Below are 16,573 nucleotides of genomic sequence, written 5' to 3'. Positions count from 1 at the left end.
CGCTCCTTTATGGAGCGGCTTTTTTTTAGTCTATAGCCATGCTACTGAATGTTTACCAATAGTTTTCAAATAAATAGGAATGAAGAAAAACACTAAATATTTATAAATTATAATGATAAAATGTCTATTTAGTATTTAATAGTTTATTTATAATAGGAATCTTTGTTATTTTCGTTATGTTTTAACAACTGATTAGTTTTAATAATTTTTTTCTGATAGCATAACTTTTCTAGTGTCGTAGTTGGTCGTTAAAAAGGCACACTTCATCGAAAAATGTTTATATTACTGGAAAACAGGTATTTATACGGGGATGCTACTTAAATATCTTTTCTATCTTTGAAATGTAAAACAAACGAAAAGCTGACTATTAATAGTTAAACAAAACAGTTTTATTACAATTGAAAAGATTCCCAAATCGTTTTCAAACCTACATAAGATGAAAAGTTTTCCCCAAGACTTTTTTGAACCTACATAATAACTTGTATTAATAACCAATTAAATATATGTATTATGAAAAAAGTAATTTTAAGCATCTCCGCGATGCTATGTGTAGGAGCAGTTTCTTTCGCTCAAAACAACATGTCTAATGTGAATCAAGTAGGAAACGCAGATGTTTCTACTGTTATGCAACACGGTCACAACAACATGTCAGACGTCGATCAAATTGGAAACAGCAACACTTCTGAAGTTTCACAAGGTATTAATCCAGGATCATGGGACGCAAGACGAAACTCTGCAGAGGTATTGCAAGATGGTAACCGAAATACCGCTTTTATTTCACAAAGCAACAAGGACAACGAAGCTTTCCAAACTCAAACTGGTAACAACAACAAAGGAACAATTTGGCAAGATCAAATTAATGGAGCACCAGCAGCAACACGTGGATCTGATTTGGGAATTCAAGTACAAACAGGGAATAGAAACGTAGCTACAATTGACCAAGGTACTAACGGAAACGAAAGACCTACAGGTACAGCAGTGTTCTCATCTGCTCAGATAGCAGCTGTTAACGCGGTTCCGGTTCCTGTGTCACCAAATTTCAATAATGATGCAACTCAAACTCAAAATGGAGATGCTAACACTGCTTATGCTAGTCAAGGTGGGGTAGAAAATCATTCTTTCCAGACACAAACTTCTCCAGCAGGAACAGGTATGGCAGCAGGAAACGTATCTAACCACTATCAATATGGAAGAAACAATACTGCTACTTTAATTCAAGATGGTACTAGATTATTAGACAACACATTGCAAATTGGTAACAATAATAATGCAATGATCACTCAAAATGGTATGGGACATGAAAGTGTAGCTTACTCTAACGGTAATGGTAACTCTATCACTGTATCACAAAATAACGGAATGTAATATCTTGTAACTATTTTAAAATGAGATAACCATAAAGGTTATCTCATTTTTTTAATTTAAAAACTCATAAGATGAAAAAGATACTATTAAATTTTATGTTGCTTTTATTCCTTTCTAGTCCATTATTTGCTCAAGAGAAAGAGTCAAATTCTATTTTTAAAAATTACAGTTCTTCATTGTTTGATCAAAAAGAAAATGCCTTAGGATTATTTTTTCCAATAGAAAAAAAACAGCTTAGCACTTCTACTAATTTGGCAACTCAAAATTCCTCTGTCAACATTGAACAAATAGGGAATTACAATGTCACAACTATTGCTGCAAGTAGTAATAAAGCAACAATAAATGTAAATCAAAACGGTGATAATAATAAATATTACTTAACTGCCTATGGAGACGATATCACAAAGGATATTGTTCAAAGGGGAAATAATAATAAGATTCAAGATTACTCAAATGCTAGTAATTACAGTATTAATACTCAAATAATCCAAGATGGGAATAATCAAACTATAAGGAATTTTGGCTCTAATTCATTGTCTCAAAATATGAAGGTGGTGCAAAAAGGAAACGATGCAGCAGTTGTAATTATAAATTATAAGTAAGATGATAAAAGCGAAACCATTTCTAACTTTGATTTTAATCTTAAACTCCATAGCACATTATGCACAATTGTCTAATACTGTAGTGAAAGCCAAAATTGAAATTGAACAAGCTAATGGAATGATTAAAGTGAAAGGTGTGTCAGAAAATTTGAGTGCTATTGTTCAAAGTTTTTCTTATAAATTAACTGTTATAAAGAAAAATTTTAAAAGCAATAATATATCTGACAATTCACAAGAAGGAATTGTCACCTTAGATCCAAATCAAACCAAGATTTTATCGGAGACTCAATTGAACTCTTCGAACGAAGACGAAATTACGATCCTTTTGCTGTTCTATGATGAAAATAAAACGCTAATAGGAAAAGATCGTTTTGTGTTAAATCAAGAAAAAAAAAAGTAGCAATTAAACCTGCTGATGGTTTCTCTTTTAAAGGAGTTATTGTTGACGAGACTAAAACTAAAATTGGGAAAGAATTTTATGATTTATATTACTATAAATACAATGAATACAATATTAATAGTGCTAAGATAGTAACTATTATAGAGGAATTAAGCTTTGGTAGAAATACTAAAATTATGATTAGCATAGATAACAATGTAGTTTATGAGTTTCTTGCGAGACCTGATCAAGAGTATATTGAATCTATGGTTCAGTCATCTGTATATCAAACCTATCAATATTTAAGGCAGCTCGAAAATCAATTAAAATCTTTTACGCAGTACTAATTTAAATTAGAAACTATGAAATCACTTCTACTTTTAGCATCACTATTTCTTACCTATGTATCAAGTGCTCAAGACTTAGTTTATAAGCCTAAAAATCCAGCTTTTGGTGGAGATACTTTCAACTATCAGTGGCTTGCGAGTTCTGCTGAATCACAAAATAAATTTACAGCCAAAGAAGTGACAACAGTAGAAAAGACAGAATTAGAACAATTTAGAGATCAACTAAATTCACAACTATTAGGTCAAATATCAAGATCATTATTTACACAACAATTTGGAACAGATGCATTATCTGCTGGGAGTTATACTTTTGGTAGTCTAGCTGTCGAAATTTATCCATCCTCTGGCGGATTGACAGTTGATATATTAGATACCAAAACTGGAGAACAAACCCAAGTAATCATACCAAACTGATATTATGAAATTAAGATCCTACTTATTAATTCCTACAGCATTTTTACTGATAAATTGTGGTGCCTATTATAATCAGCCTACCGGTATAGAGAGGGCAGTTATTGGGGAGCCCACTCCAGCAACAACCGTTCTCACTGGATTGCCTAAACCTGTAAAGCCAGTGGTTGTAGGGGTTTATAAATTTAGAGATCAAACTGGGCAGTACAAAGCTTCAGAGAATGGAAGCAATTTTAGCACTGCTGTCACACAGGGTGCAACTTCTGTATTAATCAAGGCCTTAGAAGATTCAAACTGGTTCATCCCTATCGAAAGAGAAAATATTGGAAACTTGTTGCAAGAGCGTAACTTAATACGTTCAACTAGAGAGGAGTATACGCAGGGAGATAAGCCCACAGCTCCACAAATAACGCCATTGTTATATGCAGGTGTTTTATTAGAAGGTGGTATAATCTCCTATGATTCAAATATTATTACAGGTGGTTTTGGTGCTAGATATTTTGGAACTGGTGGTTCGGTAAAATACAGACAAGACCGTATTACTATTTATCTTCGACTAGTTTCTACAGCAAATGGTCAAATACTTAAATCAGTTTACATTTCAAAAACAATATTATCCCAAGCAATTGATCAAAGTTTATTTAAGTATGTAAATTTTAAAAGATTATTAGAAGTTGAGACGGGATATACAACAAATGAACCTGTACAAATGGCCGTTACAGAAGCAATTGAAAAAGCTGTTGCTACATTGATAATTGAAGGGATTAAAAAAGATATATGGCAAGCTAATGCTTCCAAAGAAGCCCTTAATGCTATGATAGCTGATTACGATCAAGAAAATAAAGAAGCAAATAATACAGCAATTTACGCTAGAGAATTAAAAGATAGAAGAACACGTTTTGCAATGGAATTATCGGGAGGAGCTACTCTTATGGATGGTGATTATCCTAGCGCTTCTTTGCAACCCATGGCTCGTGGTGCCTTGAAATATTTAATTACGCCTTCTTTAAGTTTGAGTGCTTCTGCTAATGTTTTGAAACTAGCAAATAAAGGATATCTTAATGCAGGCTACGTCACTCTTGATTTAAATGCGGAGTGGATGTTACTCCCAAAAGATCGATTTAGTCCATTTGTTTTTGTAGGGGGTGGATTTGGATTCAATAAAAACGTTGAGAATACACATCTAAAAGTTCAGTTTGGAGCTGGTTTAGAATATATGGTATCTGATAATATAGGCATCAAAGTTTATGGCGAACAAAATGTAAATTTTAGCGATAATATCGATTATTTAGATCGCGGAGTGCGGGACGATTACTACTACCGCTTTGGTTTAGGCCTGACTTATTATTTCCCAAATAGAAAATAAATATTAATTCATCAAAACCGCTTCTAGATAATATCAGCTAGTTATCGCAACCAATCTAAAATGTATTATAATGAAAAATCTATATATAAAAATTTGCTGTATTTTGTTGTTGGTACTTTGCTCGTGTAGTGAAGAGAAATTTGCAGGAGAAACCTACGGTAGTATTGAAGGTAAGGTAGTTAGTGCGATTGATTTTAAGCCTTTAGCAAATGTGAAGGTCTTCTCTAGCCCTAATTCCAGCATTGTATTTACTGACGAAGAAGGAAAGTTCTCAATTCCTAACGTAAAAGTAGGTGATTACTCCTTTGAAGCTCAGAAAGATGGCTATGTATCCAAGTTTGAAGCTGCAACAATAAATGAAGGTCAGGCAACAACAGTTGTATTCGAATTAAAATTATCAACTTCAAATAATAAAACACCATCAACACCTGTCTTGGTCTCACCTACAGACAATGCGGTAAACCAGGCATTAGAACTTGCGTTAAGTTGGACCGCTACAGATCCTGAAAAAGATGCATTAACGTATACTATCACTCTTAGAAAAGAGAATAGTAGTGATGTAGTTACTTATAAGGATATTGCTGAGACAAGTTTCACCATCAAAGAATTAACATATAGTACAAAGTATATCTGGCAAGTAGCGGCGTATGATGGCATCAATGAGCCAGTTTTGAGTGCGATTGGTTCTTTTACAACGGGTTCATTTGTAAACTCAAGATTTTTATTTGTTCGAAAAATTAATGACAATAACGTTATTTTTTCAGGTAATGAACTAGGTGCAGAAGTGCAAATTACTAATTCAGGTACTAATAGTTGGAGACCAAGAAAAAGTAATGAAGCTGGCAAAGTAGCATTTATTCGTTCTAGTGGCGCTCAAAATCATATTTATACGATGAATGCCGATGGGACTGATATATTTAAAGTTACATCTGCAGTACCAATAGCTGGATTTAACTCCGACTTTCTTAACTTTTCGTGGAATGCTTCAGGTAGCCAAATTATATATCCCTATTTTGATAAATTGTATCGTATTAACAAAGATGGGAGTGGCCTTACTATGATCTACGAAACATCAAATGGTAAGTTTATTTCGGAGTGTGACTGGAGTAAAGATGGAACTAAAATTGCATTGAAAACAAATGACGCAACTGGTTACAACGTAGAGTTGTATGTAATCAATACAAGTGGGGCAGTGGTCAATCAAATCGCAAGCGGTGATCCCGGTGCAGCTGGTGGACTTAATTTTACAGTAGATGGAAAAAATATTATTTATACTAAGGATGTGTCAGGATTTCAAGGAGCGAATTACCGACAATTAGACACACGAGTTTTTCAATATATTTTAAGTTCTAAGGTTGTAGTAGAGATTGTGAGTGGTAAGCCTTCAGGAACTCTCGACTTAGATGCGCGCTATTCTCCTAATGAGGCCGAACTGATATTCACAAATACATCAAATGATGGCTTGTCTGTTAAAAATATTATTCGCTACACACCATCTTCTGATAGCTCTGGTGCTTTAAGAACCATTCTGTTTGCCAATGCAAGTATGCCAGATTGGGAATAGTTTATATATTTAGTAGTAAGAAAGCAGCCATCGTTATTGATGGCTGTTTTGGTTTTTATGTGCTTTAATATCGCTACACAACTTCTAATTCTTACTCTTTTACTATACATAAAACCCGAAAAAAATATTTATATTTGCCCAAACAACCCAGTTGCTAATTTGCAACTTACACAACTACACTACATGAGTTCAGATACTTCAAAAAGATATGCACAACGCGGTGTTTCGGCATCAAAGGAAGATGTGCATAACGCCATTAAAAACATTGATAAAGGTTTATTCCCACAAGCATTTTGTAAAATTGTTCCAGATTATTTAACTCAGGACGAGGACTATTGCTTGATCATGCATGCTGATGGCGCAGGAACAAAATCGTCTCTTGCTTATATGTACTGGAAAGAAACGGGAGATATCTCTGTTTGGAAAGGGATTGCTCAAGATGCCTTAATCATGAATATCGACGATTTATTATGTGTAGGAGCAACAGATAATATTTTACTTTCATCAACGATTGGAAGAAATAAAAATTTGATTCCGGGCGAAGTTTTATCAGCAATTATCAATGGAACAGAGGAACTAATAAAAGAGCTCGATTCTTTTGGCGTAACCATTCATTCTACAGGCGGTGAAACAGCTGACGTTGGTGATATTGTACGCACTATTATTGTAGATTCTACTGTAACGGCGCGCATGAAACGTTCAAAAGTAATTGATAATGCCAAAATTAGAGCTGGTGATGTTATTGTAGGTATGGCTTCTTTTGGTCAAGCAACTTATGAGAAAAGTTACAATGGCGGAATGGGAAGTAACGGACTTACATCTGCTCGTCACGATGTTTTCGAAAAATATTTAGCTACTAAATATCCTGAAAGTTTTGATGCTGCAGTTCCTGAGGATCTGATTTATTCAGGTCAAGTAAAACTGACGGATGCTGTCGAAAATTCCCCTATTGATGCAGGGCAGTTAGTGCTTTCTCCTACGAGAACCTACGCACCTATTATCAAGAAAATTTTAGATAAATACTCATCTGATGATATCCACGGAATGGTGCATTGTAGTGGAGGAGCGCAAACTAAGATTTTACATTTTGTAAAAAACCTACACATTATAAAGGATAATTTATTTCCGGTACCGCCACTTTTTAAATTGATACAAGAGCAATCAAAAACAGATTGGAAAGAAATGTACCAAGTATTCAATTGCGGGCACCGTATGGAAGTTTATGTTCCTGAAACTGTGGCGCAGGATATTATTGCAATTTCTAAATCATTCAACGTTGATGCACAAATCGTAGGTAGAGTCGAAGCTGCCAATGATAAAAAGTTAACAATCAATAGTGAATACGGGACTTTTGAATATTAGCAAGCGGGCTACATGTAGTAAATGAGAGATTTTTAATCTTTCAATTTTTCAATCTTTCAATTTAATAAAATGTACGAATTAGTATTTTGGAAATATTTAGAAGAAGTATACTTGAATCACCACGAGATTTATGAATATATTTCTGAGGAACAAGTAGTCATCGAAGGTCTTGAGGAACTTCCTGTTCAAGTGATTTTGAATAGAATAGCATCAGTATTCTCAAAATGGGAAAAAGTAGATGATAAAAGTTGGAAGAACAATGATGGAGTAGGTGCTTTTCAAGTGCGTACTACTCCGCAGAGCATAAAGATTGACTGCTACGGTACACAAGGTACAACGATGGATAAGTTGGTAAGTGTGATGGAGGAATTCAAATGTCCGCTTTACGATCCTCAAGTGCCTGAGCGTTATGACGAAATGAGCGAATAATCATTTTCTGAAATGTATAATTACATAAAAGAGACAATAGAAATACGTATTTTTATTGTCTCTTTTACTTTAAAGGAAAACAGCAAAGTCACATTTGAACGAATATAAAATAGTTGATATGGAATTTGATTTCTCACATAATATTCATTTAGAAAATGATGCTGTGCTGTTGCGTCCGCTACAACATTCAGATATTGATCATTTACTTAATTTTGCAATCAATCAACCGGATACTTGGCACTATTCTCTAGTTAGAGCAAATGGCGAAGAAAACATGATTAATTACATTACATCAGCTATAAAATCTAGGGAAGATAAAACGCAGTTCCCATTCATAGTTTTCGATAAGAGGACAAATTCATATGCTGGATGTACGCGTTTTTATGATATTAATTTCAGTCATAAAACATTGCAATTGGGCTATACTTGGTACGGAAAAGAATTTAGAGGAACGGGTTTAAACAAACACTGTAAATTTTTGTTATTACAATTTGCATTCGAAGAATTAAATATAGAACGCGTTGAATTTAGAGCTGATAGTAACAACGCGAGGAGCATAGCTGCAATGAAAAGTATTGGCTGTGTGGTAGAAGGGGTAATGCGTAGTCACATGCCTACTTATGATAATCCTACTCGTAGGGATACAATTGTATTGAGTATTTTAAGAAACGAATGGTTTGAAACCGTAAAACAAAATTTACAAGCAGCTATCGCAATTATAAATTAGTACTTTGAAACAAGTATTTAATAATTTATAGTTCTATAAATAGCGTGATTATTAAAAACTTTGCGAACTTTGCAGCGGCAGTAATTGGCGGTTACACAATAGTAATATGGTAAACGATTGCTATTGCTTCATAAGAATAATAAAATAAAAAAGATGAAAATAAATTTAAAAAGCGGAATTGATAAACTCATTTTCGGAATGAAACAAAATGATGTAATTACTATTTATGGTAAGCCTGACAGAAATTACAAAGATGAAGATGATAATGTTATTTTCTCTTACAACGCACTTAAAATTCGTTTAACGTTTTACCATGAAGAAGATCTTAAATTAGGATATCTAGTTGCTTCTAGCGCTGATTTAGAGTTATTCGAAAATAAGATTATTGGAAGAAAAATAAAAGAAGTAAAAAAAGATTTGTCTCGCAAAGGAATTGCAAAGTTTACTCAAGAAGAATTTGATACTTTTGAGAATTACTTTAATGAAGACAACTGGATCATCTTGCAAACTGAATTTGATGAGGTTGTTAAGTTTGAAATAGGCGCTATCATCAATGAAAAAGATGAATTTGACTGGAAATTTGGTAAAAAATAATTTAAGCTACTTAGTTACAGATTATCATAAAATTAAAAAACCCGATAAGTAAAGTACTTATCGGGTTTTTAATTGTTTTGTAGTGCTTAATTATCTTGTTTTTCAAACATCTCTAATTCAAAAATTAGATCAGTGTTGGCAGGTATCACATCACCAGCTCCCTTTGCTCCATAAGCAAGATTAGCTGGTATAAAGGCAACCATTTTATCGCCGTAGCTCATTAAGTTTAATGCCTCCATAAATCCAGGAATCATACCGTCTTTTCGGCCTGCTTGAAAAGGTAAGGGTCTGTATCCGTTAGCGGCAGCTCTTCGCTCGTCAAATTTCCCATAGTCTTTGCTAACATCTTCATAGCTGCTGTCAAATAGATTACCATCTTCAAAATATCCTGCGTAGTGAAAATAAAATGTTGATCCTGCAATAGGTTTTACATCTGTTCCTTTTTTAATAATTTTATATGCAAAACCAGAGGTTGTCGTTGTTGCAGTAGACTTCATTGATTTGAAGTATGCTGCTTTCTCTACTATCATTAATTTGCGGGCTGCTGCTTTTTCCTCTTCAATTTTGATAAGCGCTTGTTTTTTCTCTTCGTCGATGATTGCTTGTTTTCTAGCGTCTTCGGCTTTGTTGTTAAAGTAGTTAGCAAAAACCTTATCGGCTTTAAATTTCTTTGCTGCTTTCCCTGTGCGAGTGATTGTTACTTTATTGATAACATCTTCTTGTGCGATTGCATTAACAACGTCCATGCCGCTGACAACTTGACCAAAAATAGTGTGTTTGCCATTAAGCCAAGGCGTTTCTTTATGAGTGATGAATATTTGGCTAGAATTAGTTGCAGGTCCAGAGTTTGCCATTGCAAGCACTCCTGCTTTATCAAACTTTGCGTCTCCAAATTCATCTTTAAAACTATATCCTGAACCACCGCTACCTGTACCTAGTGGATCACCAGTTTGAATCATAAAATCTTTGATAACTCTATGAAATTTCAAGCCATTATAAAACGGTTTCTTTATAAGGGCTTTATCAGTAATGGATTTGTTTTTACCTTCTGCCAAAGAAACAAAATTAGCAGTTGTTACTGGAGCGTTTACGTAGTCTAAAGAGACGATGATATCTCCTTTATTAGTTGAGATAGTAGCATAAAGTCCATCATTTTCTTTCAATGAGAAAGGTATTTCTACTTTTTTACTCTCAGCAAGTGCTGTAGAAGTTTTTTTTATTGTTTGCGCTTGTAAATTGATAACACCAAATAGTACAAGTCCTAAAATTTTAAAATTCATTGCTGTAGGTATATTGATAAAACTTAATTGTGACGTTATTGTGGATTGGCATCCATTAATTCTATTTCGAAAATGATGTTTGCATTTGGTGGAATCACGTCACCAGCTCCTCCAGCTCCATACGCTAAGTGCGACGGAATAAACAGAATTGCTTTTTCACCATATGATAATTTTTCTAAACCTTCGATAAAACCAGGTATCATTCCTTCTTTGCGACCAGCTTGAAAAGGTATTGGTTGATAGCCGTTTTGATCCGCTCTATTTTGATCAAATTTCCCAAAAGTAGCGGCTACATTTTCGATGCTACTATCAAATAATTGTCCGTCTTCTAAAAAACCAGCATAGTGAATAAATACTTGTGTTCCATTTGCAGGTTTTTTGTTTGCAGTTTTTTTAGTAATCACATATTTTAAACCTGTTGAAGTTCTTGTTACTTTACTCTTTAAAGCATTAAAGTATTTTACTTTGTCTTCACGAACATCTTTGTATTTTTCGTCATAGACTTTCTTTTCCTGAGCTTCTTGTGCTAAAATCTTTTTTTGATTTTCAGACTCTACTGAGAAATAGTTAAAAAATGTTTTAACAGCGTCGAATTTTTTTGCTGCTTCACCATTTCTGATAATCGTTACTTTGTTCAAGTAGTCGTTTTGCTGAATTTTATTGACAACCTCCATACCATTTTCGACTACGTGTCCAAAAATAGTGTGTTTGCCATCTAACCAAGGTGTTGCTACATGTGTAATAAAAAATTGACTGCTGTTTGTTGCTGGTCCATTATTAGCCATTGCAAGAACACCTCCTTTTTCAAAACGTAAGTCAGAGAATTCATCCTTGAATTTATAACCTCCATCTCCAGAACCTGTTCCTAGTGGATCTCCAGTTTGGATCATGAAATCATTAATAACACGATGAAATTTTAAACCATCAAAAAATGGTTTTCCCTTAAGGTTGTTATTTGTGACGAAATCGTTCTTACCTTCCGCCAGAGTCACAAAATTAGCCACTGTTATTGGCGCTTTTTTGTAATCTAAAGCTACAATAATTTCACCTTTACTAGTTTCTAATTTGGCGTACAATCCATCAGGAAGGTTGTTGTTGTCTTCCTTACATGATGATAAAGCAATTACTGCTAGTAGTACAAATAGAATCTTCTTTTTCATATCAATAGTATTAACTTAATTTATGGTGTCTCTTTCTGGTTTTGCAGCTACTGGTTTGAGAGGTAGTGCTTTTTCTGCTTTTTGTTGAGTCGCTATTGGTGCAGCTGCTGTAGTTCCCTTGTCGTAAACTGCCTCAGGCATAAAATTATTTAAAGTAACGGTAACTTGCAATGGTACGTTTGGACCTATCTTTTTATTATCACCATGATACCCATAAGCAATGTGTGAAGGAAATAGAAAACTTATCTTCTCTCCTTTACGCATCAATTTAATAGCGTCTCTCAATCCCATCATGATTTCTTGTTTATCAACATAATATACTTGAGGTCTAAGCTCGAGTTCATTGTAAATAATGTTTCCTTTTAGGTCTTTTACCTCATAATTGAATAAGGCTACATCACCTCTTTTAGGTCTCAAAGTGTCGTTTGTATTTGCTATCTCGTAAGTGTACCAATATCCTTTTGCAGAAGCTGTATATTTTTTTGAAGCATTATTCTTGATGATTCCTTTAATAACATCTTCTTCTGTAGCGACCAATTTTTTATTACGCTCTACAGATTTTTTCATGAACGATCCTGAACTTTGAGATAAGGGTCTTCTTGCTTCTTGCTGTTGCTTACAACTTGTTACTGCTACCATAGCAAAAGTTAATAATGCGATTGAGTGCCTTAATTTCATTGTTTATATCGTTAAGTTAGCAACTAATTTTTCGAATTTTTGAATGGTTTCTTCCATTGAAACCTCTGATCTTCCACCAGCTGCATTTTTATGTCCGCCTCCATTAAAATGGTCTCTTGCAAACTGGTTAGCATCAAAATCACCCTGAGATCTAAAAGATATTTTGATGATTTTTTCGTCTTTGTTTTCGATAAAAATCGCAGTAAATACGATTCCCTTTATACTCAAACCATAATTTACAATTCCTTCAGTATCCCCTTTTACATATTCAAAAGTGTCTAATTCCTCTTGCGTAAGTGTAGTATAAGAAGTTTGATACTGATTAAAAACTTTCATATTTTGAAGTGCTCTCCCTAAAAGTTGCAAGCGTTGATATGAACTATTTTCGAAAAGTAGGTTTGGTATTTTAGTGTTTTCTACACCCAAATCTATTAAGTGTGCAACAATGCGGTGTGTATTTCCATTTGTGCCAGGAAAGCGAAACGAACCTGAATCAGTTAAAATTCCGGTATAAATGCAGGTACCAATCGTTTTGTCTAGAAATTCTTTCTTTCCTAGAAATTCGATGAAATTATAAATCATTTCGCATGTAGAACCAAAAGCGGTATCACTGTACATGTAAGCAGCATAATCATCTGGCTTTTGGTGATGATCAATCATAATGAACGTAGTATCCAAGGATGCCAAAGCTTTTTCCATTTCATGACCCACACGATGAAAAGCATTAAAGTCTAAAGTAAATACGATATCTGCTTCATTTAATATGCTTGTGCAGTTATCTTTATCTTTTTCGAAAATTTTCACTGTTTCAGAGCCAGGAAGCCAAGCTAAAAAATCAGGAAATTCGTTAGGCGCGATAACTACTGCGTCATGGTTAAATTTAGATAAAAAATGGTACAAGGCCAGTGTTGATCCCATAGCATCTCCATCAGGACTTCTATGCGGTATAATTGCAATTTTTTTTGGTGTTGCTAATAACAACGCTATAGCTTCAATATCTTGTTTTTTCATAGTATGCGAAATTACATTTTTTTAATGTAAAGTTTGAAATCATTTTTAAATAATCAGATTAAAGAGTGTTTAAAGTGATGCTCTTTTTGTTCGTTTTAGTTTTTGGTATAAATGGTATTTAGCTCCTTTAACGATTTGTGCATGATATATTCCCACTGAGCCAGAAGCTAGATAGGCAATAAAGCAAGCAATAGCGATGTAAATTCCGCCTTCAGTTCCAAAGAGTTCTAACCCCATTACCGTACAAGCTATAGGAGTGTGTGTGGCTCCTGAAAATACAGCTACAAATCCTAAGCCAGCTAAAAAAGCAATAGGTAAAGGAATAATCAAGGATAATGCACTTCCTAATGTCGCTCCGATAAAAAATAAGGGAGTCACTTCACCTCCTTTAAAACCAGCTCCTAAAGTAAATCCCGTTAACAAAATTTTCCAAAGAAAATCATAGTACCCGCTAGGAGTTGAAAAGGATTCAACAATAGTAGGTACGCCTAAACCAATGAATTTTGTTGTTCCCATTAAAAATACTACCGTTGCAATTATTATGCCGCCCACAAATGGACGTAATGGAGCATAAGTAAAATAAGTTGCAAACAGCTTGCCCCAAAAATGGGTACTTCTCGAAAATAACATAGCAGCCAAACCAAATAATAAGCTTGCAGGAATAATCCAGCCTAGTGTTGTGAGTGAAAAATCAGGAACAAACGGAATAGCATATTGAGTATGGTGTACTTGCCAAAGTTCTACCGTATAATAGGCGAAATAAGCTACTACAAAAGAAAGAGCGGTGCTTTTTAAACTAATTTTGCTAAAATAGACTACTTCAAGAGCAAAGATTGCTCCGGCTAAAGGTGTGCCAAATACAGAAGCAAAACCAGCACTAATTCCTAATATGATAATCGTTTTTCTATCGGGTTTGTCTAGTTTAAAAAAGGAGGTAAACTGGTCGGCAATTGCACCTCCCATTTGCACTGCTGTACCTTCGCGTCCAGCTGAACCTCCAAATAAATGCGTGCCAATAGTCCCAAACAGAACTAATGGAGCCATGCGAAGCGGAATTTTGGCTACCGGTTTTTCATATTCTTCCAGTAATAAGTTATTCCCTCTAACGGCTATTACTCCATAATAATGGTAACTCAGCCCAATTAACAACCCGGCTATTGGCAACAGCCAAATAATCCAAACAGTATTCTCCCTTGTTGCAGCAGCCCATTCTAATGCAACAAGTAGAAAAGCAGATGCTGACCCTGAAAAAAAACCGATTAAAGCACAAATAAGAACCCACTTAAATAGGAGAACGATAACTGTTTTTATTGTAGATAAATTCATTTTATATTTTGCACGAGCTCACCGTAATAAGTTAAAACTCGTATTTGTAAAAATTATGCGAGCACTGCAGTGAATTCAATTTCGACTAAATACTCAGGGGCTACCAGTTTACTAACTTCATAAAATCCGGTAGTCGGTTTAATATCCTTGAAAAAAGTAGCATGTGCTTTTGCGACAGCTTCAAAACAATCGATATTTGTGGTAAAGATGCGTGTCCTAATTACATCATCCATGCTTGCATTAAGATCTTGTAAAACAGTCGAAACACGTTCAAGAATATTTAGAGTTTGAGCATAAGCGTCATCTGCTTTTACAGTGTTATTGTCGACAATAGCAACAGTTCCAGATACCTCTATAATATTACCAATTTTGACAGCGCGACAATATCCCATTTTCTCCTCCCATGCTGAACCACTCAAAATATTTTCTCTTTTCATATAATATAGTTTTATGATAAGCTATTTACGGCTACCAAATTACTTTTGGTATATTTTTTGCAATTTAGCAAAAATAACAAAACAGATGTCTTTATCATCAGATGTTTAATTGTAGGTTATGATACTTTTTTATTTTATTGGATGTAATAAATGTTAAAAAGGATAGTTATAATAGTACGTTAAATTATATAGTGGTAGGACAGTATTTAATTTTGGTTTTTTTATTTTTAAAAAATTATCAGACGAGTCAACAACGACATTATGAAAAAAATATTTTTTCTCTTATTAATAGTAGGATTTGCTACTGGAGGTTATGCTCAAAATGAATTTAGTAATAAGTTTAAAGCGATTCCGCCAGTGGATAATAGTTACACCCCTAAAAAAGCAGAAATTAAAAATAATGATCCAGCGGTAATCACTGCTCCAAATATTTTTAAAAAGCCAGACCCGCTGATGCCCGCAGCTAGGCAGTACACCATAGGAGCGCCTAAGGAAATGTCAATGGTTAAAAAAGATGATTTTGTAAATCCAGGTGACGAAATAGTAGAAAAATTTAATAAAAAAGAAGACAATCCTGAAGCAACGATTTATAGAAGAAATCAAAATTTAGGAGATTTTAAAACAGCATCAATTACAGCAAAGGTCATGTATAGAGATGCAGCTTATGTCGATGGGGACCAAATTAGAGTCTATCTAAACGATAAAGTAATTCAATATCAAGTTAACCTAGACAGTAGTTTTAAAGGTTTTGAAATCACACTAGTTAAAGGATTTAATAAAATAGATTTCGAAGCTTTAAATCAAGGAACTTCTGGTCCTAACACCGCTGAATTTAAGGTGTATGACGACAAAGGTGTTTTGATTAATGCTAGTCAATGGAATTTAGGGACCGGATTTAAAGCAACTATTTTATTAGTAAAAGAATAATTTTTATTAAAAAGGATCTGCAGTGACTTTAAACTTCATGTTTGCATCTATTGTGATATCCTTAGTTACTGTTTCTTTTAAAACAGCTTTTGTTCTAATTTTATAACTTGAGGCCTTTACATATTTATCAAGTTTAGCTGTATTTGGAATTAAAGAGATAGTATTAGCAGTGGTATTGATATCCTCTAAATAAGCTAATTCTATTTCATCACTTGAATCAGTTGAGATATACAAACGCACAGATTTTAAAAAGCTGAAACTTTTACCACTAGGTTCTGTGATTGTCAAGTTCAAAGAGTTAAGCTTGACATCTTTTACTAAATTTGCTTTAGTATTATTGTTCTCGAATTCTTTACTAGAATTAGTAGTGATGTCAGGAGTGACGATCTCAAATACACCTCCTACAGGCAAACCACTTTCTATTTTGATAGTTGCTGTATTGGAAATAGTGAAGGTTAACAATTTATCTACTACACTGCAAGAGCTGATTGCAGTTATTAGGACTATTATAACGATGCTGCTTTTTAATCTTAAAGTCATGATTTAGATTTTTATTCGAAAGGGATTCTTTTATAAGTGGTAAAGCTACAGTTTTAAAACTTGATAGT

Annotated in this window: 19 protein-coding genes; 12 read left to right on the top strand and 7 right to left on the bottom strand. The window is 34.0% G+C overall.

All coding sequences use genetic code 11. The features are described 5' to 3' along the window. Positions 1-510 precede the first annotated feature (510 nt). The 11 genes from H603_RS0100370 (at position 511) to H603_RS0100325 (ending at position 9,146) form a co-directional block, all read left to right on the top strand. A complete protein-coding gene (locus tag H603_RS0100370; RefSeq protein ID WP_026706720.1) occupies positions 511-1,365 on the top strand; it encodes a hypothetical protein in 855 nt (284 codons plus the stop codon). Positions 1,366-1,436: 71 nt separating this feature from the next. After that, entirely contained in the window at positions 1,437-1,967 is a 531-nt protein-coding gene (locus H603_RS17510; RefSeq protein WP_026706719.1) for a hypothetical protein, read from the top strand. Between the two features lies 1 nt (position 1,968). Next, entirely contained in the window at positions 1,969-2,367 is a 399-nt protein-coding gene (csgH, locus tag H603_RS0100360) for a curli-like amyloid fiber formation chaperone CsgH (RefSeq protein WP_026706718.1), read from the top strand. A gap of 2 nt (positions 2,368-2,369) precedes the next feature. Continuing rightward, positions 2,370-2,693 carry a CsgE family curli-type amyloid fiber assembly protein gene (locus tag H603_RS17220; RefSeq protein WP_169628280.1) on the top strand — a complete coding sequence of 108 codons (324 nt, stop codon included), beginning with the start codon at positions 2,370-2,372 and terminating at the stop codon, positions 2,691-2,693. A 15-nt stretch (positions 2,694-2,708) separates the two neighbouring features. After that, positions 2,709-3,107: a curli production assembly/transport component CsgF gene (locus H603_RS0100355; protein WP_026706717.1), complete on the top strand. Its 399-nt coding sequence runs from the start codon at positions 2,709-2,711 to the stop codon at positions 3,105-3,107. A 4-nt stretch (positions 3,108-3,111) separates the two neighbouring features. Next, positions 3,112-4,470: a CsgG/HfaB family protein gene (locus H603_RS0100350; RefSeq protein ID WP_026706716.1), complete on the top strand. Its 1,359-nt coding sequence runs from the start codon at positions 3,112-3,114 to the stop codon at positions 4,468-4,470. Positions 4,471-4,540: 70 nt separating this feature from the next. Continuing rightward, a complete protein-coding gene (locus H603_RS0100345; protein ID WP_026706715.1) occupies positions 4,541-6,034 on the top strand; it encodes a carboxypeptidase regulatory-like domain-containing protein in 1,494 nt (497 codons plus the stop codon). Positions 6,035-6,217: 183 nt separating this feature from the next. Continuing rightward, positions 6,218-7,396: an AIR synthase related protein gene (locus H603_RS0100340; protein ID WP_026706714.1), complete on the top strand. Its 1,179-nt coding sequence runs from the start codon at positions 6,218-6,220 to the stop codon at positions 7,394-7,396. A gap of 69 nt (positions 7,397-7,465) precedes the next feature. Continuing rightward, positions 7,466-7,825: a hypothetical protein gene (locus tag H603_RS0100335; protein WP_026706713.1), complete on the top strand. Its 360-nt coding sequence runs from the start codon at positions 7,466-7,468 to the stop codon at positions 7,823-7,825. Positions 7,826-7,943: 118 nt separating this feature from the next. After that, complete coding sequence (locus H603_RS0100330; protein WP_026706712.1) at positions 7,944-8,552, top strand: GNAT family N-acetyltransferase; 609 nt, start codon at positions 7,944-7,946, stop codon at positions 8,550-8,552. A gap of 153 nt (positions 8,553-8,705) precedes the next feature. Further along, complete coding sequence (locus H603_RS0100325; RefSeq protein ID WP_026706711.1) at positions 8,706-9,146, top strand: hypothetical protein; 441 nt, start codon at positions 8,706-8,708, stop codon at positions 9,144-9,146. Positions 9,147-9,232: 86 nt separating this feature from the next. Here H603_RS0100325 and H603_RS0100320 read toward each other — a convergent pair whose 3' ends face one another. The 6 genes from H603_RS0100320 to H603_RS0100295 all read right to left on the bottom strand — a co-directional run bounded on the left by H603_RS0100320 (position 9,233) and on the right by H603_RS0100295 (position 15,038). Next, positions 9,233-10,426 carry a peptidylprolyl isomerase gene (locus H603_RS0100320; RefSeq protein ID WP_026706710.1) on the bottom strand — a complete coding sequence of 398 codons (1,194 nt, stop codon included), beginning with the start codon at positions 10,424-10,426 and terminating at the stop codon, positions 9,233-9,235. Positions 10,427-10,461: 35 nt separating this feature from the next. Continuing rightward, positions 10,462-11,586, bottom strand: coding sequence for a peptidylprolyl isomerase (locus H603_RS0100315; RefSeq protein WP_026706709.1), 1,125 nt, complete (start codon positions 11,584-11,586; stop codon positions 10,462-10,464). A gap of 15 nt (positions 11,587-11,601) precedes the next feature. Beyond that, entirely contained in the window at positions 11,602-12,264 is a 663-nt protein-coding gene (gene gldI / locus H603_RS16185; RefSeq protein ID WP_035675091.1) for a gliding motility-associated peptidyl-prolyl isomerase GldI, read from the bottom strand. Between the two features lie 3 nt (positions 12,265-12,267). Next, positions 12,268-13,275, bottom strand: coding sequence for a DHH family phosphoesterase (locus H603_RS0100305; RefSeq protein ID WP_026706708.1), 1,008 nt, complete (start codon positions 13,273-13,275; stop codon positions 12,268-12,270). A gap of 69 nt (positions 13,276-13,344) precedes the next feature. Beyond that, on the bottom strand, positions 13,345-14,601 hold the full coding sequence (locus H603_RS0100300) for a voltage-gated chloride channel family protein (RefSeq protein ID WP_026706707.1): 1,257 nt from the start codon (positions 14,599-14,601) through the stop codon (positions 13,345-13,347). A 53-nt stretch (positions 14,602-14,654) separates the two neighbouring features. After that, on the bottom strand, positions 14,655-15,038 hold the full coding sequence (locus H603_RS0100295; protein WP_026706706.1) for a RidA family protein: 384 nt from the start codon (positions 15,036-15,038) through the stop codon (positions 14,655-14,657). Between the two features lie 261 nt (positions 15,039-15,299). On the opposite strand from H603_RS0100295, the gene H603_RS0100290 reads away from it, so the two are divergent. After that, on the top strand, positions 15,300-15,965 hold the full coding sequence (locus H603_RS0100290) for a hypothetical protein (protein ID WP_026706705.1): 666 nt from the start codon (positions 15,300-15,302) through the stop codon (positions 15,963-15,965). 6 nt (positions 15,966-15,971) lie between these two features. Here the strand turns inward: H603_RS0100290 and H603_RS0100285 are convergent, their stop codons facing one another. Continuing rightward, positions 15,972-16,505, bottom strand: coding sequence for a hypothetical protein (locus tag H603_RS0100285; RefSeq protein ID WP_035675089.1), 534 nt, complete (start codon positions 16,503-16,505; stop codon positions 15,972-15,974). Positions 16,506-16,573 lie beyond the last annotated feature (68 nt).

This window comes from Flavobacterium frigidarium DSM 17623, from assembly GCF_000425505.1.
Lineage (GTDB): Bacteria > Bacteroidota > Bacteroidia > Flavobacteriales > Flavobacteriaceae > Flavobacterium > Flavobacterium frigidarium.
Note: the sequence above shows the minus strand (reverse complement) of the source record. Positions and strands in the feature narration are given on the sequence as shown.

Excerpts from the sequence above, each read along its gene's own strand:
- H603_RS0100370 (WP_026706720.1), top strand. The coding sequence starts at position 511 with ATGAAAAAAGTAATTTTAAGCATCTCCGCGATGCTATGTGTAGGAGCA.
- H603_RS17510 (WP_026706719.1), top strand. The coding sequence starts at position 1,437 with ATGAAAAAGATACTATTAAATTTTATGTTGCTTTTATTCCTTTCTAGT.
- csgH (WP_026706718.1), top strand. The coding sequence starts at position 1,969 with ATGATAAAAGCGAAACCATTTCTAACTTTGATTTTAATCTTAAACTCC.
- H603_RS0100355 (WP_026706717.1), top strand. The coding sequence starts at position 2,709 with ATGAAATCACTTCTACTTTTAGCATCACTATTTCTTACCTATGTATCA.
- H603_RS0100350 (WP_026706716.1), top strand. The coding sequence starts at position 3,112 with ATGAAATTAAGATCCTACTTATTAATTCCTACAGCATTTTTACTGATA.
- H603_RS0100345 (WP_026706715.1), top strand. The coding sequence starts at position 4,541 with ATGAAAAATCTATATATAAAAATTTGCTGTATTTTGTTGTTGGTACTT.
- H603_RS0100340 (WP_026706714.1), top strand. The coding sequence starts at position 6,218 with ATGAGTTCAGATACTTCAAAAAGATATGCACAACGCGGTGTTTCGGCA.
- H603_RS0100335 (WP_026706713.1), top strand. The coding sequence starts at position 7,466 with ATGTACGAATTAGTATTTTGGAAATATTTAGAAGAAGTATACTTGAAT.
- H603_RS0100330 (WP_026706712.1), top strand. The coding sequence starts at position 7,944 with ATGGAATTTGATTTCTCACATAATATTCATTTAGAAAATGATGCTGTG.
- H603_RS0100325 (WP_026706711.1), top strand. The coding sequence starts at position 8,706 with ATGAAAATAAATTTAAAAAGCGGAATTGATAAACTCATTTTCGGAATG.
- H603_RS0100320 (WP_026706710.1), bottom strand. The coding sequence starts at position 10,426 with ATGAATTTTAAAATTTTAGGACTTGTACTATTTGGTGTTATCAATTTA.
- H603_RS0100315 (WP_026706709.1), bottom strand. The coding sequence starts at position 11,586 with ATGAAAAAGAAGATTCTATTTGTACTACTAGCAGTAATTGCTTTATCA.
- gldI (WP_035675091.1), bottom strand. The coding sequence starts at position 12,264 with ATGAAATTAAGGCACTCAATCGCATTATTAACTTTTGCTATGGTAGCA.
- H603_RS0100305 (WP_026706708.1), bottom strand. The coding sequence starts at position 13,275 with ATGAAAAAACAAGATATTGAAGCTATAGCGTTGTTATTAGCAACACCA.
- H603_RS0100300 (WP_026706707.1), bottom strand. The coding sequence starts at position 14,601 with ATGAATTTATCTACAATAAAAACAGTTATCGTTCTCCTATTTAAGTGG.
- H603_RS0100295 (WP_026706706.1), bottom strand. The coding sequence starts at position 15,038 with ATGAAAAGAGAAAATATTTTGAGTGGTTCAGCATGGGAGGAGAAAATG.
- H603_RS0100290 (WP_026706705.1), top strand. The coding sequence starts at position 15,300 with ATGAAAAAAATATTTTTTCTCTTATTAATAGTAGGATTTGCTACTGGA.
- H603_RS0100285 (WP_035675089.1), bottom strand. The coding sequence starts at position 16,505 with ATGACTTTAAGATTAAAAAGCAGCATCGTTATAATAGTCCTAATAACT.